11 protein-coding genes, 2 tRNA genes and 3 rRNA genes are annotated in these 21,323 nt (G+C 39.3%); all 16 read left to right on the forward strand.

The window, feature by feature from the left end; all coding sequences use genetic code 11:
• Nucleotides 1-127: 127 nt before the first annotated feature.
• The 16 genes from ACQY44_RS23160 (at nucleotide 128) to ACQY44_RS23235 (ending at nucleotide 21,209) form a co-directional block, all read left to right on the forward strand.
• A 16S ribosomal RNA gene (locus ACQY44_RS23160) occupies nucleotides 128-1,641 on the forward strand.
• Nucleotides 1,642-1,763: 122 nt separating this feature from the next.
• Nucleotides 1,764-1,837, forward strand: a tRNA-Ile gene (locus ACQY44_RS23165).
• A gap of 110 nt (nucleotides 1,838-1,947) precedes the next feature.
• Nucleotides 1,948-2,021, forward strand: a tRNA-Ala gene (locus ACQY44_RS23170).
• Between the two features lie 199 nt (nucleotides 2,022-2,220).
• Nucleotides 2,221-5,102 (forward strand): 23S ribosomal RNA (locus tag ACQY44_RS23175).
• Between the two features lie 185 nt (nucleotides 5,103-5,287).
• A 5S ribosomal RNA gene (gene rrf, locus ACQY44_RS23180) occupies nucleotides 5,288-5,397 on the forward strand.
• The 16S, 23S and 5S rRNA genes sit together here with 2 tRNA genes alongside, the layout of an rRNA operon.
• 1,762 nt (nucleotides 5,398-7,159) lie before the next feature.
• Nucleotides 7,160-7,558 (forward strand): hypothetical protein, encoded by a 399-nt coding sequence (locus ACQY44_RS23185; protein ID WP_428232647.1) that lies wholly within the window; start codon nucleotides 7,160-7,162, stop codon nucleotides 7,556-7,558.
• 137 nt (nucleotides 7,559-7,695) lie between these two features.
• Entirely contained in the window at nucleotides 7,696-11,160 is a 3,465-nt protein-coding gene (locus ACQY44_RS23190) for a hypothetical protein (protein ID WP_428232648.1), read from the forward strand.
• 51 nt (nucleotides 11,161-11,211) lie between these two features.
• Nucleotides 11,212-13,113, forward strand: a complete 1,902-nt coding sequence (locus ACQY44_RS23195; protein ID WP_428232649.1) for a hypothetical protein — start codon at nucleotides 11,212-11,214, stop codon at nucleotides 13,111-13,113.
• Nucleotides 13,114-13,137: 24 nt separating this feature from the next.
• Nucleotides 13,138-14,220, forward strand: coding sequence for a LamG domain-containing protein (locus ACQY44_RS23200; protein ID WP_428232650.1), 1,083 nt, complete (start codon nucleotides 13,138-13,140; stop codon nucleotides 14,218-14,220).
• Between the two features lie 41 nt (nucleotides 14,221-14,261).
• A complete protein-coding gene (locus tag ACQY44_RS23205; RefSeq protein WP_428232651.1) occupies nucleotides 14,262-15,101 on the forward strand; it encodes an SH3 domain-containing protein in 840 nt (279 codons plus the stop codon).
• A gap of 631 nt (nucleotides 15,102-15,732) precedes the next feature.
• Nucleotides 15,733-16,365: an NAD(P)H-dependent oxidoreductase gene (locus ACQY44_RS23210; RefSeq protein ID WP_428232652.1), complete on the forward strand. Its 633-nt coding sequence runs from the start codon at nucleotides 15,733-15,735 to the stop codon at nucleotides 16,363-16,365.
• 31 nt (nucleotides 16,366-16,396) lie between these two features.
• Nucleotides 16,397-16,831 carry a MarR family winged helix-turn-helix transcriptional regulator gene (locus tag ACQY44_RS23215; RefSeq protein WP_428232653.1) on the forward strand — a complete coding sequence of 145 codons (435 nt, stop codon included), beginning with the start codon at nucleotides 16,397-16,399 and terminating at the stop codon, nucleotides 16,829-16,831.
• A gap of 1 nt (nucleotide 16,832) precedes the next feature.
• Entirely contained in the window at nucleotides 16,833-17,255 is a 423-nt protein-coding gene (locus ACQY44_RS23220) for an organic hydroperoxide resistance protein (protein WP_428232654.1), read from the forward strand.
• Between the two features lie 1,044 nt (nucleotides 17,256-18,299).
• Nucleotides 18,300-19,007, forward strand: coding sequence for a hypothetical protein (locus ACQY44_RS23225; RefSeq protein WP_428232655.1), 708 nt, complete (start codon nucleotides 18,300-18,302; stop codon nucleotides 19,005-19,007).
• Between the two features lie 643 nt (nucleotides 19,008-19,650).
• Complete coding sequence (locus ACQY44_RS23230; RefSeq protein WP_428232656.1) at nucleotides 19,651-20,544, forward strand: bestrophin family protein; 894 nt, start codon at nucleotides 19,651-19,653, stop codon at nucleotides 20,542-20,544.
• A gap of 20 nt (nucleotides 20,545-20,564) precedes the next feature.
• The gene (locus tag ACQY44_RS23235) at nucleotides 20,565-21,209 is read left to right on the forward strand and encodes a carbonic anhydrase family protein (protein ID WP_428232657.1); all 645 of its coding nucleotides are present in this window, start codon (nucleotides 20,565-20,567) and stop codon (nucleotides 21,207-21,209) included.
• The last annotated feature ends 114 nt before the right edge of the window (nucleotides 21,210-21,323 follow it).

The following is a 21,323-nucleotide window of genomic DNA, read 5'->3' on the forward strand; positions in this document are numbered from 1 at the left end:
GACAGCCGCTTTAACAGAGATGTTAGGGCAAAAGAATAAAGAGTAAGATAATCGAGAGATTAGAAAAGAACCGATAGAGACTGATTCGAATAACAATACGATCTGATGCAAATCAGATCAACAATATACGATGAAGAGTTTGATCCTGGCTCAGGATGAACGCTAGCGGCAGGCTTAACACATGCAAGTCGAGGGGTATAAGTCTTCGGATTTAGAGACCGGCGCACGGGTGCGTAACGCGTATGCAATCTACCTTTTACAGAGGGATAGCCCAGAGAAATTTGGATTAATACCTCATAGTATAGCAGTTTCGCATGAAACCACTATTAAAGTCACAACGGTAAAAGATGAGCATGCGTCCCATTAGCTAGTTGGTAAGGTAACGGCTTACCAAGGCTACGATGGGTAGGGGTCCTGAGAGGGAGATCCCCCACACTGGTACTGAGACACGGACCAGACTCCTACGGGAGGCAGCAGTGAGGAATATTGGACAATGGGCGCAAGCCTGATCCAGCCATGCCGCGTGCAGGATGACGGTCCTATGGATTGTAAACTGCTTTTATACGAGAAGAAACACTACTTCGTGAAGTAGCTTGACGGTATCGTAAGAATAAGGATCGGCTAACTCCGTGCCAGCAGCCGCGGTAATACGGAGGATCCAAGCGTTATCCGGAATCATTGGGTTTAAAGGGTCCGTAGGCGGTTTAATAAGTCAGTGGTGAAAGCCCATCGCTCAACGGTGGAACGGCCATTGATACTGTTAGACTTGAATTATTAGGAAGTAACTAGAATATGTAGTGTAGCGGTGAAATGCTTAGAGATTACATGGAATACCAATTGCGAAGGCAGGTTACTACTAATTGATTGACGCTGATGGACGAAAGCGTGGGTAGCGAACAGGATTAGATACCCTGGTAGTCCACGCCGTAAACGATGGATACTAGCTGTTGGGAGCAATTTCAGTGGCTAAGCGAAAGTGATAAGTATCCCACCTGGGGAGTACGTTCGCAAGAATGAAACTCAAAGGAATTGACGGGGGCCCGCACAAGCGGTGGAGCATGTGGTTTAATTCGATGATACGCGAGGAACCTTACCAAGGCTTAAATGTAGATTGACCGTTTTGGAAACAGAACTTTCGCAAGACAATTTACAAGGTGCTGCATGGTTGTCGTCAGCTCGTGCCGTGAGGTGTCAGGTTAAGTCCTATAACGAGCGCAACCCCTGTTGTTAGTTGCCAGCGAGTCAAGTCGGGAACTCTAACAAGACTGCCAGTGCAAACTGTGAGGAAGGTGGGGATGACGTCAAATCATCACGGCCCTTACGCCTTGGGCTACACACGTGCTACAATGGCCGGTACAGAGAGCAGCCACTGGGCGACCAGGAGCGAATCTATAAAACCGGTCACAGTTCGGATCGGAGTCTGCAACTCGACTCCGTGAAGCTGGAATCGCTAGTAATCGGATATCAGCCATGATCCGGTGAATACGTTCCCGGGCCTTGTACACACCGCCCGTCAAGCCATGGAAGCTGGGGGTGCCTGAAGTCGGTGACCGCAAGGAGCTGCCTAGGGTAAAACTGGTAACTAGGGCTAAGTCGTAACAAGGTAGCCGTACCGGAAGGTGCGGCTGGAACACCTCCTTTCTAGAGCCTCGAGTGTTAGCAGTAATGCACGCTGAGGAAAAAAGAAGAAGCTTTAAAGGTTTTGATTTTAAGACTATTTTACTCTTGCTGTTAGTTCAAATAATAAATTTTAAGAATAAGAGTGTCTCGTAGCTCAGCTGGTTAGAGTACTACACTGATAATGTAGGGGTCGACAGTTCGAGTCTGTCCGAGACAACTATTTTGCTCTTAAAAAAAGGAAATTCTGGAAGTTGGAATTCACCAAAAGAGATTAGAGAAGAATTCAAGAATCTAAAATCTGAATTCTACAATCTAAGATTGAAAAATGGGGGATTAGCTCAGCTGGCTAGAGCGCCTGCCTTGCACGCAGGAGGTCAACGGTTCGACTCCGTTATTCTCCACAAATTTAGTCGAAAGACTAAAGTCTGAAAGTCAAAAGTATGACTTTATGACCTTAGGCTTTACAACTTTCGACATAAATAAAGTTCATTGACATATTGAGATAAGAAAATAATAAAAAGTAGAAAGCGTTTTTTGTTATTGTAGTAATACAAAGAACAAAAGACAAAAAAAAACGGTCATATTAATTTATGATTGGTACAATAAGCAAAATAAGGGCGTATGGGGGATGCCTTGGCTCTCAGAGGCGATGAAAGGCGTGATAAGCTGCGAAAAGCTGCGGGGACGGGCACACACCGATTGATCCGCAGATACCTGAATGGGGCAACCCACTATGTTGAAGACATAGTACACCGATAGGTGGGCAAACCCGCTGAACTGAAACATCTAAGTAGGCGGAGGAGAAGAAAACAAAAGTGATTCCGTAAGTAGTGGCGAGCGAACGCGGATTAGCCCAAACCAATGATGTTACGGCATTGTTGGGGTTGTAGGACCACGATATTTTATGCATGCAGAACCGGAAGTTACTGGAAAGTGACACCATAGAGGGTGATAGTCCCGTACGGGTAATAAATGTAATAGATAGTGGTATCCTGAGTAGGGCGGGGCACGTGAAACCCTGTCTGAATTTGGCGGGACCATCCGCTAAGGCTAAATACTCCTGAGAGACCGATAGTGAACCAGTACCGTGAGGGAAAGGTGAAAAGAACCGTGAATAACGGAGTGAAATAGATCCTGAAACCATACGCTTACAAGCGGTCGGAGCCCTTTCGTGGGGTGACGGCGTGCCTTTTGCATAATGAGCCTACGAGTTAACGTTGCTGGCAAGGTTAAGTGGTTCAGCCACGGATCCGTAGCGAAAGCGAGTCTGAATAGGGCGCTTTAGTCAGTAGTGTTAGACGCGAAACCGTGTGATCTACCCATGGGCAGGATGAAGCTGTGGTAACACATAGTGGAGGTCCGAACCGGTTGACGTTGAAAAGTCTTCGGATGACCTGTGGGTAGGGGTGAAAGGCCAATCAAACTCGGAAATAGCTCGTACTCCCCGAAATGCATTTAGGTGCAGCGTTAGTTATAAAGTTATATAGAGGTAGAGCTACTGATTGGATGCGGGGGCTTCACCGCCTACCAATTCCTGACAAACTCCGAATGCTATATAATGTTCACTAACAGTGAGGGCTTGGGTGCTAAGGTCCAAGTCCGAGAGGGAAAGAACCCAGACCATCAGCTAAGGTCCCCAAATATATACTAAGTTGAAAGAACGAGGTTTGTCTGCCCAGACAGCTAGGATGTTGGCTTGGAAGCAGCCATTCATTTAAAGAGTGCGTAACAGCTCACTAGTCGAGCGGACGAGCATGGATAATAATCGGGCATAAGTATATTACCGAAGCTATGGATTTAGAGTTTACTCTAAGTGGTAGGGGAGCATTCTAACAGGGTTGAAGGTGTGTCGTAAGGCATGCTGGACTGGTTAGAAAAGAAAATGTAGGCATAAGTAACGATAATGCGGGCGAGAAACCCGCACACCGAAAAACTAAGGTTTCCACAGCTATGCTAATCAGCTGTGGGTTAGTCTGGTCCTAAGGCGAACCCGAAAGGGACAGTCGATGGCTAACGGGTTAATATTCCCGTACTACTAATTACTGTGATGGGGTGACGGAGTGATGAAAGCGCCGCGAACTGACGGAATAGTTCGTTGAAGTACCTACCTATAAGATGCGCAGGCAAATCCACGCGTCTTGGGGAAATACGATAGTACTCGGAGTCTTCGGACAAAGAGATAGTGCGCCTAAGGGCTTCCAAGAAAAACCTCTAAACTTCAGGTAATTAGTACCAGTACCGTAAACCGACACAGGTAGTTGAGGAGAGAATCCTAAGGTGCTCGAGAGATTCATGGCTAAGGAATTAGGCAAAATAGACCTGTAACTTCGGGAGAAAGGTCGCCAGCGCAAGCTGGCCGCAGTGAAGAGGTCCAGGCGACTGTTTATCAAAAACACAGGGCTCTGCAAAATCGTAAGATGAAGTATAGGGCCTGACACCTGCCCGGTGCTGGAAGGTTAAGAGGAGATGTTATCTTCGGAGAAGCATTGAATTGAAGCCCCAGTAAACGGCGGCCGTAACTATAACGGTCCTAAGGTAGCGAAATTCCTTGTCGGGTAAGTTCCGACCTGCACGAATGGTGTAACGATCTGGACACTGTCTCAGCCATGAGCTCGGTGAAATTGTAGTAACGGTGAAGATGCCGTTTACCCGCAGTGGGACGAAAAGACCCTGTGCACCTTTACTATAGCTTAGTATTGACCTTGGATAAATGATGTGTAGGATAGGTTGGAGACTGTGAAGTGGCGTCGCCAGGCGTTGTGGAGTCATTGTTGAAATACAACCCTTTGTTTATCTGAGGCCTAACCCCGTTTTGCGGGGGACATTGCTTGGTGGGTAGTTTGACTGGGGTGGTCGCCTCCAAAAGAGTAACGGAGGCTTCTAAAGGTTCCCTCAGTACGCTTGGTAACCGTGCGTAGAGTGCAATGGCATAAGGGAGCTTGACTGAGAGACATACAGGTCGATCAGGTACGAAAGTAGAGCATAGTGATCCGGTGGTTCCGCATGGAAGGGCCATCGCTCAAAGGATAAAAGGTACGCCGGGGATAACAGGCTGATCTCCCCCAAGAGCTCATATCGACGGGGGGGTTTGGCACCTCGATGTCGGCTCGTCACATCCTGGGGCTGGAGAAGGTCCCAAGGGTTGGGCTGTTCGCCCATTAAAGTGGCACGCGAGCTGGGTTCAGAACGTCGTGAGACAGTTCGGTCTCTATCTACTGTGGGCGTTAGAAATTTGAGTGGATCTGATTCTAGTACGAGAGGACCGAATTGGACAAACCTCTAGTGTATCTGTTGTTCCGCCAGGAGCATCGCAGAGTAGCTACGTTTGGAAGGGATAAGCGCTGAAAGCATATAAGCGCGAAACCCACCACAAGATGAGATTTCTTTTAAGGATCGTGGAAGATGACCACGTTGATAGGCTATAGATGTAAAGGCAGTAATGTCATAGTCGAGTAGTACTAATAATCCGTAAGCTTATGTACACCCTTTCCCGATAGCCTAGGCTATCGGGAGAAAACTTTCTAAAAATAGTAAATAAAAGTACTTTTCTTTATCTCAGTATGTTAAGATATTTGCCCGTCGCGGGCAGTCTTTTAGTCAAAAGATAAAAGTCATAAAGTCGAAAGGCTTTATAACTTTAAGACCTTTGACTTTAGACTAACAACCTTAAGGTGGTTATTGCGGCGGGGCTCACCTCTTCCCATCCCGAACAGAGTAGTTAAGCCCGCCTGCGCAGATGGTACTGCAGTTATGTGGGAGAGTATGTCGTCGCCTTTCTTTTAAAGAATCCTTCCCGATTTATCGGGAGGGATTTTTTATTTTACAAATACTGCAGTTATGCGGGAGCCCCGATAGCTATCGGGGGTCGTCGCCTTTCTTTTAAGAATCCTTCCCGATTTATCGGGAGGGATTTTTTGTTTTACAAAATACTGCAGTTATGCGGGAGCCCCGATAGCTATCGGGGGTCGTTGCCTTTCTTTTAAAGAATCCTTCCCGATTTATCGGGAGGGATTTTTTGTTTTACAAAATACTGCAGTTATGCGGGAGCTCCGATAGCTATCGGGGGGTCGTTGCCTTTCTTTTAAATAATCCTTCCCGATTTATCGGGAGGGATTTTTTGTTTTACAAATACTGGACTTATGCGGGAGCCCCGATAGCTATCGGGGGGCGTCGCCTTTCTTTTAAGAATCCTTCCCGATTTATCGGGAGGGATTTTTTGTTTTATATGGGTTGGTAGTTTAACCGCAAGGATCGCAAGGAAGTTTTAGAATCTACTGAAAACCGCAAAGTTCGCAAGGCTTAATTTTAGATCTTTGCGAACTTTGTGTTTTTATTTTGCGGTAAAAAAACTATTTATCAGGTTTTTTTGTTTTTATATGGGTTGGTGATTGAACCGCAAAGTGCGCAAGGGAAAGCTTATAAACCAGCCTTTATAAATTATATCATTATAATTCAAGTTTACCTCATTTTTTTGTAGTAAAAAAGACACTCTCTCCATCAATCACATTGGAGATGGATTGATAGCCACAATAAGAGAAAGTTTCCTGAAGATCCGGAAGACAAATAAGATAGGATCAATTCATATAAAATAGACTAAACTATCCTAAGTAGCTTATTAAAACAAAACTACTTTTTTTGACACTTCTTTTTCGCGTCCAATGAGGCGGAAATATAACATATCAAGTATATAAATAGCTAATTTAAATTTTAGCACCTTACTATTTCTTTATACAAAAACTCATAGCCTGTTTTATCTGTCCTGTATCTAAAAAAAGCTTACTCATGACATTTTTTAATGGCATAATGCTATGATAAATTAGATTTACTTGAAAATTATAATAAAGCAGATTTATTTCTGAATAGTTGTTTTTATTAATCTCTAAAAAGATAAAAAAAATGTCATATCCAAACGTTCCGGTTCTGACGCATCAGGGGATAACTTTTAGCTTTAGAATTTTAAAAACATCGAAAAATGAATCCGAAAGGTGGTTGCTTTCCAAAGTCTATTATACTGCAGGCAGTATGTTTTGAGCTTAGGTTTACATTAAGCTATCGGGATATGAAGAGATCATGAAAATGAGAAGATTGCATGTTGATCATGCTACCATTTAGCGCTGGGCATATAAGTTTGCATCTTTAGGCCCAAGAGTAATAAACATTGATAAAAGTGATTCTAATATAGCCGCGATCCAAGTTTATAGCAAGCGTTCGTTTTCAAAGATTAAAATCCGACAATATAAATATCTTAATAGCATACAAGAACAGGATCATCGTTTTATTAAGTAACGTATGCAAAACGGATTCGGCTTTATAAATTTTGAATTTGCAAAGAGAACTCTAAGCGGTATTGAGGTTGTTTATATGCTTAAAAAGGATCAGATGGTTAAACCAGGGATATCTATGATTAGTTCATTCTGTGAATTAGGGGATAACTTTAAAATTGCTAAAATTCTTATATTTTATTCTGGCAAATGCGACAGAATCAAGTAAACCAGTTATCAAGTAAAATCAATTATTAACAAACTAAATTTATAAAAAAATGGCAAACATTAATGGTAAAATTCAGACCGACGTCATTATCCTGGATGACACTTATGACGTGTCCGTTGCGATTCCGACAAGTACACCAGTTGTGGGAGTTAATCCTTACACCTTAACAATTTATAATGAAGCAGAAGTTGCTCTGACCCCAGCAACAGAAAACGTGGCTATGTTAGCCCATGTTGCAGCATCTTACAATGTTGATTCCAAAGAGACATTTCCTGATAATTTTTATCTGGAGCTTAGTCCGCCGGCATCTATCCTGCCCAATATCAAAGACAGTACTGACCCTACGAAGACTACATTTGCAATTAAAAATATTGCAATTCAGTTTGCTACAGGTGCTTATGTAGATGCAAAGGAAATACCTGGTTCAGTAAAGGGTACCAAAGCATAAGCAGAATACTGTTTCTTAAGGATTTCCAAAAAGTGAACCGAAAGGCTACTTGTTTTCTAATAATAGCAAGTCACTTTTTGGAAATCTTTTTTATTAGTAATTCATTTATCCATTTTTATTTGATCTAATCTCTAGTTATGAATTCAGATACGCAAAATATCGGAATTGGCACCACAATCATAGCTGATGATATTCCTATAGTTTTTCAGGCATCGTTTAACAGTACTACTTTATCTATTGAGGTAAAGAGCTGTAAATTTGACCTTGTCGAGACTGTAAAAGAAAGGTTTAACAGCCTTAACGTCATCATACCTGAAGGTTCCAGTAAACTTTCCGTCGCTAAATTTAGCGGTGCGATATCCAGAACAGATCAGAATAAGAAACCAAATACAAATGGAGAATACCGCCTGATAAAATTTGCAGGCGAAATGGAGGAGATAACCATTCCTATTCCCATTCTGAGTGACATTAGCATAGATAAAGCTTTTTTCTATTATTTGTATCTTAGTCCAAGTGCTGCAAACAGTCAGTCCAACTTTAAAGATCAGATCATATTCCTTGGTTGTAATCTTTCGATAAAACAAAATACAAAACTTTTTGAGGTTCTCACAGATGCGAAGCTAAGAGCAGCTTATTTCTTATCCAACAATGCATCGGTCATATACTTTGCTTTTTCCGGAAAAATCAATGTAGGCAAAATTATAGAAGCAATATTTAGTGTTAGCACACTAAACCTGACGATTGATGTTGAAAGTGCAGGGATATTCAGGGTAGCTAAAACAGCTGCTAAAAAAACGATTCCCGGTAAGGAAGGAGCCCCGGATACAATTGTTCCCGAGGTTACTTACCTCGACGCTTTGCGCCAGATTGCAAGTCTTCAAAATAAGTCTGAAGGACCTGCCGGCGATTCAGATGTTACGAGGTACATGCCTTCTACGTTTCCGCTGGCTGAAAAAACAATAATTGAAAACGGAACACAAATAACAAAAGTTGGCATACGTGCCGGCAATGAAATAGATACTGATTTTACGGCTCAGTTTACCGCAGCATTTTCAGGCGAAGATGTTACGGGTATTTGTTTCTGGGTAATGATTAATTTCAATCAGATATCATTATTCGGGTCCCTGATTACGATCGGCTACAAAAACGACCAGGTAAATTCATTAATTCTATATGGATTTAAAACGGAAAATAAAAAAAGTGGTACTCCCGAACCTGTTACAGCTGCCTATTTTTATGCACAGCTGCCGGCCATAACATTCCTCAACTTTTTAACATTAGAAGGGCTGAAGGGAAGACAGGGAATACTTTTTAAATATACTTCAAATAAAAACCAATACGAACTGAGCGGCAGCATAACCTTTACTGCTTTTGAAAAATCATTCGTATTTGGTGGCGACTTATTGGTCAATGATGACAAGCTCGTTGCGACCGTCGATATTACTATAGATTCGCCAAATCAAAGCATCAATAAGCCTTTGGGGATGACCGGAATTAATTTCGGGAGATTGTATCTGTGCATCAATAAAACATTTGCTAAAAAAGCAGAAGGCACACAACAGGAAGTCAAAGAAAAACTGGATCTGGCTATAGGCGGCTATATAGATTTTAATTTCAGCGACGTAAAACTTCAGCTGCAGGGGAATGTGGTGTTTGAAGATAAAGAAGCCCGTTTGGTACTGGTATCGCTCAATGCTAAACCGCCATTAACCCTAAATCAATTTGTTAGAGAGGTAATACAAAAGCCTTGGGAATGGGTTGATCAGGTCACTAAACAGATCGGATTTATTTCCGGTACGATGTATTATCTGAGTGTGCCGGAATCCGTAAAAGATAAAAAAGATTATACTTTTTCCTATACTAATCCCCTACAACTCGACCAACCCCAAAATTTAGATGGTTCTACTGGTGCAGGAATCCCTAATGCATTAACCGTATTTAAGCCCGGCTATAATATACATGCCGATTTATTGCTGTTTGAAAAATATGTGTTTGTAATTGATCTGTCTGTACAAACTACTGGAATTACTCTTTCAGGTTCTTATGGAGGTACTTATGAGAACGGTAAGGTTACAAGTGCTACAGTTATAACAGCCTTTTTTATATCGCTGGAATCTCCGGTACTTTCAATAGGTACAGTAGGAGGGAATAATTTTGAAATAAGTATAAGTAATCTCAAACTCTTTGGAACTACGATTGGCAACAAAATCATCGCCAAATATCAAAATGGAATTTTTACAGGAACTTATAGTCTTAATAATCCAAGATTTGGGTTTGCATGGCAATGGACAAAAAAACAAGGTTCTGGAGGATTTTCCATTACTAAAATTGATGGCATCGATACTCAAAAATTGGATTCTATCGCTGCGTTAGTCCAAAAACTGAACAACATGACAGGTAGCGGAGGCTGCGAAAGCATTGTAGATAATATGTTTGCAGAACTCAAATCCAGTTTCAGTCCTGCATTGCAGGAAGGAAAAAGTCCTACTGACAATGGTGATGGAACTATGCTTATGCCGTTGCAAATAAACTATACCTTTTCTGTTGGTGATACAACTATCATGAGCGACAGTATCAGGATGGATTTAAATGTGACAATACCCACATCAATTGGCAGCTTGCCAGGGGCGATGATCGAAACGCTTGTTTTAAATATGGCAGACATCGTTGAACAGCTGCTAAAAAGCCCTACATTTTACAAAGCTATTGCTCTTGAGATGGCTAAAAAGGGCGCAGCCAAGCTGGCAGCAAGGATGCTCTGCAGAGCCGCCGAAGAAGTTGCAAAGGATTTGGCTCAGGCACTTTCAGAAGCTTTAGCAGAAGGACTTATAACAGCAGGACTTGAAGGATTAGTTGAACTTGGTGCAGGAATTACCGCAGTATTCGCTGCAGGGATTGCCGGAGCTGTAGGAGGACTTCTGGGTATTCTTGAAAAAGTGTGGGATGCAATCAAAAAAATATTTGGAGGTGACGATGGAAAACAGGAGGCTCAGGATAAACTGAATACTATTAAAGTACCCGTACAGCAGCTTATATCATCTCTCGATTCCAGCCTTGAGAAAATGGCTGCTACGATACAGGTAAAATCGTTAGAAGCTGGCATTAACAATCAGGGTGATTACACGTTGAGTTGGGATTTCCCTGTTCCTTCAGCAGATTTAGGAGAAAACCCGCATATCGTCTATCAGTTAAATTTTTTAGGAGGAGAAATAGGTTCCAGAGGTATACCTTCAAAAATACCGCCGACAGGTTTCGTATCAATGCAAAGCACTTCATATAATAAAGCGTGGTCAGAAATGTTACAGGAAGACCCTGATTTCAGGATGAATGCATCAATTCAAACTTCTATAACCGGATATACCTTCATGACCCCACAGGCAGAAAGTAATCTTCAAAGTACTATTAACACATTAAACCAGATTGGTGACAGCCTCGATGGGGCAGTAGCATTCAATAATGAGCTGAAAGCATTTGTAGAGAAAATGAGAGGCTACAATAAAAATGGTTTGACTTCTAAAGTAATATATGCTACCCAGACCGGCACGAATACCGAATTTAGAATTGGGAAAGCAGTAATAGGGATAAATACCAGAATTACATAAAAATTATCATCGTGCGCAACCAAAGATATGCGTCATTAAAATATAGAAATCATGGCTGATATTATACCATCTATCATCGAACAAATGTATTACGCGGGGCAGCTGCTTCAGGTTGACGATTTCAACCGGGAGCAGGATTTTCATATCCAGTACCGCAATTTTGGCAATCAGCAACTGCTCTCTTCAGGGGTGCTTTCGGGTTTGACAGTCAATACAAGCGGTTCGGCTATTAACGTAAGCTCTGGTGCGGCGATTGATATAAATGGAGCTTACATATTGCTTACAGCGGACAAATCCTATGCAGTAACTTCGGCTGATGGAGACTATCAGTTTGTTATAAGTTATCAGACAGTTCCTGTACCAGGCACCGGAAATCAGCTGAAAAGTGATCCGGTATTAAGCCTGATTGCTACCGGAAAACCAATAAATAGCGGTATACTACTTGCTAATGTGACAATTACCAATAAGGTTATATCTAAACTGGAAGGTGCTGCATTGGCAGTACAGATACTCTCTTCAAGAGTTCCTGAACAATCGATTCAGAATCTGGATGCTTCAGTAATAACAAAAGGTATTTTCGACAAAAATCGTATTCCGGATCTTCAGAACCTGAAAGGACAATTAACCCTATCACAGCTTCCTGTCATACCTAATAACGACAATGCAATAGTACAAAACTCTTTTACAGCAGGAGTACTTACCGGATTAACCGTCAGTAATACAGATAAGATCGTACAATTGACAACTGGAATTGCTATAGATGCTACGGGAAACCAGATTATTCTTGATAATACTGCAACCTATAAGAACAGCGTTATAACAGCCCAAAATGGAATTTTTTCGATGGCTATGAGTGATGCAGTTTTTCAGGATAAAACATGGTTGCTGCTGATTTCTCCAAACACAGCCAATTCAGGTTCACCAATTCTGGAATTTGTCGAAAACAAAACCAAAGATAAGATTGTTCTCGCTACAGTTAAAGTTACCGGAGGACTGCCTGCAGTAAATAGTAACGATAGGGAAAGTGTGGAACTTAAAACAAACAGATTACCTGAGCTGACTCCTGATATCCTGCCTGATATTAAGGATTTGAAAGGTAAGGTAGCCATAATACAACTACCAGGTCTTGGAGAGATGACAGGCAAGCTAAATCCTGGACAAGTACCTCAAATTCAAGAACTGCAGGGACAGCTTACTGTAGCGCAATTGCCGCCGGATATAGTTGGAACTAAAGAGTATCTTACTTTTTTTGTCGATCAGGCAGTAGTGGGTGAAGGGGCTAAAATTCAGTTTTCCTGGAGCACAGATAAAGGCGTTGACAGTGTCTCACTATCTTATTTTTCAGAAGTTGGGATCAACAATCTTAGCACGGGAGATAATGCTATAAAACTTACAGACGAAAGTTTTCCTTATACTATTCTGGCGACTACAACATTTACCCTTACAGCTTTGATAAAGGGTATTATAGTAAGCCAGAAGCAATTAACGATTACCGTATTTACCTTGCTGGAACTCGCCCGGCTACAGTTTTCAAACAAAAAATCAGCCAACGATTGCATTGCTCTTATCCTAAAACAGTTTCCATCGGTCACTGCTAATGATTCGGCTGTAGCATTGGCAAAAGCGGGTTACAAATCCACTGAGACGGCAGGTGCTTTAAAAATTGGTTTCCCTAAGCTTACACCGGCACAGGTCGCGGAGGCACTTTCGGCAGCCTTTGGGAAAACAACACCCGCTGACCTTGCCAGATCAGACAAAGAGAAGGGACTGACAAGTATCGAAGCAGGAGCAAATCTGGTATTGCAATTTCCAGGAATAAGCGCTATAGATTTTGGTGTTTCTCTTGGACAGGCAGGCTATAATGCAGAACAGCTTGGCCCGGCATTAAAACGATATTTCCCGAAACTCTCCCCTGCGGAAGTAGCTAATATTTTTCGCCAGAGTTATAAATAAATAAATCATTAAAACCAATCAATTATGGAAAATCTTAAAATTTTAGAGGAGCAATTACTCGCTTACAAAGAAAGCGGTCTGGGACTTCAAAAAGCTGTAGAAAAATTAAAGTCCGGCGGTTTAGGTGCAGGTATCGCAGCAACAGCTACAATCACAATAAGTCCTCAATTGCTGGCGACTGCCTTAAGCGTAATATGGAAGGGAGTAACACCTTTGGAGATGGCTCAGGGACTAAAAGCTTACCAAAACGATCCGAAATTTGTTGCCGAAGGACTCAAGTCAGAATTTGGGTTTCCGGATTTGACAGCATTGGAGCTAGGAAAGATATTGCTGGATCCAACGATATTCCCCAACCTTTCCAAAGAAGATATGTTTGTGGTGCTCACCGCAGTAAATTTTACTCCCGATGTCATAAATGCTGCGATTGCAATATTATATAATATTACAACAAGTTATGCATTGAACCTTACAAGCAATCCATCGTACCTGAGTGCACCGGCCAATCCGGCCTATAATTTCAGGACATCCGACTTTTCTCTTCAGGTATGGGTTAGAACTAAAGGAACGGGTACAGTGATTTCAAGGAAATCAACTCAGGGAGGCCCCGGAAACGGAGGATTTCTTTTGGTTATAAAAGCAGATACCTCTATTAAATTTGCAACCGACAATGGTTTTGGATTTTATGAAATAAATTCAGTTCCTTCAGGAATAAATGATGGCAACTGGCATTTCCTGACCGCTGTGAGACGTTCAAATGTATTAGAACTTTATGTAGATGGTAAGCTGATACCGTCTAATCCGCGTTCTAATATTTCCCCTCCAATTGATGTAAGCAATAATCTTCCGTTGATGATTGGTAATGTTGCCCAGTCACAGGAGCCATTCCGTCAGTTCACAGGAAGTCTGGACGAGGTAAGGGTTTGGAATCGTTCGTTATCTGCTGCTGAAATTGTAGCAAATATGAATAAGCCGCTTGCAGGAAATGAAGCAGGACTAGTAGGCTATTATACTTTCTCTGCCCAAAACGGCAATGATAGCTCACCAACAAAGAATAGCGCTACACCAACAGGATCTGTTTCCTATGTTTCTCCGGGTGCTATCTCATAAATTGCCGCTACGACTAAAATTGAACCAAAAACGATAGAACTATGCCATCAGAATTCAGGATATATACAATCGATACTTTCGGGGATTACATAATGAATACCGACTTTTCCCGTAAAATATGGTTTTTACAGAACCATCATACCTGGAAACCCGGTTATAGTCACCTTATACCAGGTCGTGATGAGCGCTATTGGCTCGAATCTATGCGAACGAGCCATATTAGGGATAGAAAATGGGCTGACATTGGGCAAAACATTACTACATTTCCTTCAGGAAAAATAGCCGTGTGCCGTCCGATAAATAAAATTCCGGCAGGTATTACCGGTGCCAATACGGGAGCTATATGTATGGAGCATTTTGGGAATTTTGATCAGGGCGGTGATGTCATGACCCAATTGCATCGTGATGCTATAATCGCTGTAAATGCGATCTTGTGCATGAAGTTTGATCTTGTTCCTTCGACATCTTCAATTGTTTATCATCATTGGTTTAATAGTTCAGGAAAGAGATTTAGTCCGGAGACGATAAATTCTGGAGAGGTGCAGCGAAAAGCTTTGCAAAAGAGTTGCCCTGGTACTAATTTCTTTTTGAAGGAGGGTAATGACTTTAAAGGCAATACGCTACTGTCGGCGGAAGCTAATTTTTATCCTCTCATTCGTGAACGTATGGCTGCAAGAAATACTGAACATTCCTCGCTTGTAAGAATGCAGGTAGATGCTTCGGGGCTCAACGTAAGGAAAGGCCCGAGTACCGAATTTGCTGCTATAAGAGCATTAAGGCGAGGGAGTATAGTGCAGGTATACGAGAGTGTGAATGGATGGAGCAGAATCAACCAAAGCGAAGAGGAATGGGTACGCTCGGCATATCTAAGCAATTTCTAAATTATCGGTTTTATCTTTGTTTGCCATAATTTCGCCCAAAATCAATCATAAAAAGAAGTAATCAAGACAATATGAAAAGAAATGTCGCATATTTGAATTCCTGGCTTTTTCGGGCGGATGTCTATATTTAAATCATTCTGTAAATTAGAGGGTTAACTTTAAAAATTACTTGAATTCTTACATTTGATTCTGATAGATGCGACAGAACCAGATCTCATGTTTCTGTGTCCAATTTTAGGGATGAACTCCATTGTCTAAGCGTGCCATAATTTGGCCAAAAAAAAAATTTGTACCTCAAGATTCTGAAGTACAAATTCATGCAGAACATCGCATAAAATCCAAAAGAAAAGTAAATAAAAAACTAGTTAAAATATTGATTGAAGATATTTTAACTAGTTTACTTGTAGTTATTTTGTTCTGCTATTTCAATCTCTTTTTATATGGCAGAGGCGACAGAGCCCATTTTAGCACGTAATGATCGATTAAACTGATTTTTTCAATTAAAGATTTCATCTAATAATATATTTTGTATAATTAAATTGTGCGCAATTTAATTATGCTGTATCTTTGCATTATTATTATGATTCAAATAATTTTAATAATCGAATGTTTAATTTATAAAATAATAACAATGTCGCTAATAGAAGATTTAAACTGGAGACATGCCGTAAAAGCGTATGACTCAACAAAAAAAGTATCAGAAGAGGATGTAAATAAAATTTTGGAAGCTGCAAGATTAGCTCCTACATCATCTGGTTTACAGCCTTTCCGTGTGATTGTTGTAGAAAATCAGGAATTGAAAGAGAGGATGGTTAAAGGTGCATTAAATCCGGAAGTTATGAGAGATTGTTCTCATGTATTGGTTTTTGCAGCATGGGAGAGTTATTCTAATGACAAAATCGATAAAGTTTATGATCATCACTCTGATGTTAGAGAATTACCAAGAGGTCGTTTCAGCAGTTACACTGATCAGATCAAGCAAATCTACGGAGCTCAAACTCCTGAACAACATTTTGCGCACACAGCAAGACAAACCTATATTGCATTAGGCTTGGCAATGGCTCAGGCAGCCGAACTGAAAATTGATTCTACTCCGGCTGAAGGTTTCAGTAATGAAGTGGTAGATGAGATTTTGGATCTAAGGGAATTAGGTCTAAAAAGTGTTACGCTTTTATATCTGGGATACAGAGACACCGAAAAAGACTGGCTCTCTCAAATGAAGAAAGTTAGAATTCCTATAGAGGAATTTATTATCAGAAAATAGTCCTTTAATTGTACTTTTTTGTCATTAGATTATGGAAAATTACCCCCCACCCCAATTGGAAGATCAACTTTGTTTTCCGCTTTACGTTATCGCAAAAGAAATTATCAGTCTGTACCGACCATTTCTCGATGAGATTGATATTACCTATTCGCAGTATCTTGTGATGATGGTGCTTTGGGAGAACGATGGCTTGACTGTAAACCAAATTGGCGAAAAACTATATCTTGACAGCGGAACCTTAACACCGCTTCTGAAAAGACTTGAAGTTAAGGGATTTGTTATCAGAAAAAGAAAAAAAGAAGACGAAAGAGTAGTGCAGGTTTTTTTAGCTGATGAAGGAAGAAAATTACAGCAAAAAGCGTGTGAAATTCCTGTAAAAATGCAGGAGAAACTGAATCTAACAACAGAAGATCTATTCGAACTCAAAGGAACTGTTCAGAAAATTTTAAATAAAATTAAGAAATAAAATGAAAACATTATATACAACGAGTGTAACTGCAAAAGGCGGAAGAAACGGACAAGTAAAAAGTGAAAACGGAATTTTGAACCTTGAGGTAAGAATGCCCAAAGCTTTAGGTGGAGCCAATGATGACTTTGCGAATCCGGAAATGCTTTTCGCAGCAGGATATTCTGCATGCTTTGATAGTGCACTGAATCGTGTCATCAGTTTATCAAAAACTCAAACGGGGGAAACGTCGGTAGCTGCAAAAGTAAGCATCGGGCAAAATGAAGACGGTGGCTTTGGCCTGGCAGTAGAATTGGATGTTAATATTCCGGGAGTTTCTATTGAAGAAGCTCAGGAACTGACGGAAAAAGCTCATCAGATTTGCCCTTATTCAAATGCGACAAGATCTAATATTGAAGTTAAGCTTTTAGTAACGAATCACTAAGATTAATTTCTTTAAATTATATAAATCTGCTTCTTTTTCGATGCAGATTTTTTTATTTAATGAGGATTTGAGTAAAATAGTTGTGGGATATTAAGGAATGAAAATATTGACTTGTTAATAGAAAAGTTATCAATTCCAAATTTATGCAACTCAACATCCAATCCAGTATTTTTCTAATCCGTCTTAAATTTTTTTTGGTACAATTGGAGTCAGCTCCAAATTTAAATTGGCTGCTCAAAATTACATAAGAAAAAAAGTTACATCAATTTTGGCAGTATGGAAATCATGCAGAAGAAATTTATACAAATAAATTTATGTGGTCAAAATTAAATTACAAACATTTAAATCCTGAAGAGCAGGCTTTGTTTATAAAACATCAGAATATATTTATTCCAGTGCAAGCACTTATGTTAATAATTCAAGATTGTTGATTATAGAAAAAGCCGACAACCCTGTAATTAATGTTTTAGATTCAAAATCACGTATAATCTTTATTAGTATCGTCTTAAGTCACGTATTTTTGATGGATTTAAGGTTTTAAGACTTTTAAAAAATCGCTAAGTCGAAGACATTTGCCAGCGATGTTGAGGAACACTTTGCATAGCGGGAAGCATTGTATAAGGTGAAAAAATATTCTTACTTTTACTTCATTCTCATTTCATGTTAGTGTTAATACTTATTCATCAGTAAAACAGGTAGTTATGTTTGTTTTTTATATATTAAAAGATTAAATTTGTAGGAGATAAAATATATTTAATAATTCAGATTAATATAATTTATTAGAGAACTACATCCTAGCCAAAGATATTTTGAATAGTAAAATAAAGTGTATCCGATCTTCAAAGACATTTTTATTTTAAATTACAAAATCAAGTTATACTCCTTTTTAGTTTACAAGCAGATAACCAGAACAATCTATCAATTTGTTTTACCATTTAAAATAAATGAAATGCAAACAATTGCGTGTAAAGTTTTGGTCTTTTTCTAGTCATATCTACTTTATTAATTAATTCTACTTTTTAATAATTATAAAAAATCTTTACCATGATTGACAAAACTAAACCCGTGCACAATTATTTGACAGACAAAGAGATTGCGCCAATACTCAAACTATCTAGAAAACAATTCGTTGATAGCTTAAAAAAAGATTACAAAATCGTTAATGATCAAATTCAAACAGCTCTCAAGCACATTAATGAATCAGACGATTACGCCAAGATTATTTGGCGTGTGCAGCAAGATAACTTGCATGATAAACAATTTTTTGACACAGAATATTTAGTACGCGGTATAACAAATCTTAAGATGTTTTACTCCTTAGAAGTAATTGATGGGAAAAATTTGCATTCGTTGTCCAAAACCTTAGATGTGTTTTGGCACGCTCATCAAAATTTTAGTTTTGACTATATGAACTTTTGCGATAAAGTTTTTGGTCCAAATCAATTTCTTCATCACTTGCCAACCGATAAACGTGACAGATCCATACAAGAAGCAATGGAAAGACGTTATACATATACTCAAGCTATAATGGATAAAGTATACAGTGTTGATAAAACGTTTTGGGGTAAAGATATTATTATATGCTGTAGTTATTGGTCTCCGATTCCGGAGGGTTTTATCTTTTGGAAGCCAGCGTTAATAGCAATGGAGCCACCATGCAATATTTATGCTGATAGAGTTTTGAACGAAGAATTGAAGAAGAATACAAATTTTGTTTTAGATGGTTTTTCATCGATGAAAAGAGGTATTTGAGATTTAGGCCGCTTCTTGAAAATTTACGCTCCAAATAGTTCTCTTGAAAAGCTGCGCAAAGTCTAGTCTGGACTTTGCGCAATTTTATTGCTTCTTATAAATTGCAAACCTTATAAAAGTCTTTGAATTTTTCTATGCGCAAGAATAACCTCGCTCTCCGAAGAGCTCTTATGGAAAGCTGCGGCAATATGGGGGAATGAAAAATCTATCTATTTAAAAAATACTGACTCATAACCTTAGATGGTCAATAACTTACAGTTTGTTTAATCATTCATTCCATCATAATAAACATGTATTTTTGACTAGAATTTCCTGAATTTATTCATATTGTTTTTTGGTAAATCCAGTTTCGTTTAAGAAGAAAAATCCTTTCCATTTTATTTTTTTAATAGAAATTTCTCAAAATACCGGTGAATCATAGGTGTTGGGCAACGTTTATTTCTATCGCTTTTTTTTAAGTAAATTGTTAAAAACAACGCTCACTTATTAGGTCCACGGATTTTTTACCATTAATTTACCTAATTCGTTTATATCAAATTTCACTTAAATTCTATAATAAATTACCGTTATAGTAAATGTAGTAAACATTTATGGTCTAATAGTTTTTAGTATTTTTACAGTATAATTCAAATTTAGAAAATATATGCTGATCCATGCTAAAATCCCGATTTCCTATCTTTTTAATAAAGTAAAATATGAAATTTTCTATGTATTAATAATTGGAAGCCTGGTTCATTATCTTACCACTCAATTTAAAAATATTATTCCGGTAATGCCAATTACAGTGCCTGCATTTATCGGAACAGCCATTTCTGTTATTCTTTCATTCAAACTTAGTCAGTCTTATGAACGGTGGTGGGAAGCGCGCAAAATATGGGGAAGTATTGTAAATGACAGCCGCAGTTTTGTATTGCAGCTACAGTCCTTTGTAGCCAAAGAAAACCAAAATGAGGTTAAAGAAATTGCCTTTAGACATATTGCGTGGTGCTATAGCCTGGGACAGAACCTTCGCGGTCTTGACCCTATTGAGAATTTAGCGAATTTTATCTCTCAGGAAGATATAGAGGAAATAAAAAAACAGAGCAATAAACCTTTGGCGTTATTGCAATTAAATACACTTCAAATATTGAAAATGAAAGAAAAAAGAGCCATGAATATCTTTTCACAAATTCAATTAAGTAATAGTATATCCAATTTTTCAAACGCTATGGGAATGGCTGAGCGTATTAAAAACACTGTTTTTCCTGTAACCTATCGCATATTTTTACATTTTTTTATCTATATTTTTATTGTCACCCTCTCCATTGCGTTACGGGATATAAAAAGTTATTTCGAAATCCCCCTGCTTTTGACTATCTCAACAATGTTTTTTCTTTTGGAAAGATCTGCAACTCACATGCAGGACCCTTTTAGAAACCGACCTACTGACACCCCTGTGACAGCCATAGCCAGAACAATTGAGATTAATATTAAAGAGCTGTTAAAAGAATCGGAAATACCTAAACCGCAAGAGCCGGAAAAATTTTATTTATTATAAACATTTAAAACCAATCACAAGTGAAAACGTTAACCAAAGAAATGCAGGCCGCAATAACTCCTTCTAAGGCTTTAGAGCTTTTAAAGGAAGGAAACCAGAGATTTGTAAACAATCTGAAAATAAACCGTAATCTTTTACAGCAGGCCAATGAAACTTCAGATGGACAGCATCCTTTTGCAGTAATTCTGAGTTGTATAGACAGCCGAACTTCTGCGGAATTAATTTTCGACCAGGGACTAGGTGACATTTTCAGTGTGCGTATTGCCGGAAACATCATCAATGAGGATATCTTAGGTAGTATGGAATTTGGCTGTAAAGTTGCGGGTTCAAAAATTATTGTTGTATTAGGTCATACAAAATGCGGGGCTGTAAAAGGCGCATGCGACCACGTCGAAATGGGCAACCTGACAGCGCTGCTAACAAAGATACGACCTGCAGTTGACGATGAAACCCAGACAAAAGAAAATCGTAATTCAGCAAATGCTGCTTTTGTTGAGAATGTGTCGGCCATTAATGTTAAACGTACCGTTAGATCAATAATGGAACGCAGTCCAATCTTAAAAGAAATGATTGAAAAGGGTGAAATTGGAATTGTTGGCGGATCGCACGATATCACTACAGGTGAAGTGACTTTTTTTTCTGACACTATTAATTTTGGATCATAAAAAGCAGCGGCATATTTTTTCTATGCTAGAAAAGTACATTTTTTATAGATTAAACATATTAAATAATAATAACGCCAGTGAACTTCTATTGGCGTTATTTGTCTTTTAACAGTG

Origin of the sequence: Flavobacterium sp. (assembly GCF_965277525.1) — a bacterium.
GTDB lineage: Bacteria > Bacteroidota > Bacteroidia > Flavobacteriales > Flavobacteriaceae > Flavobacterium.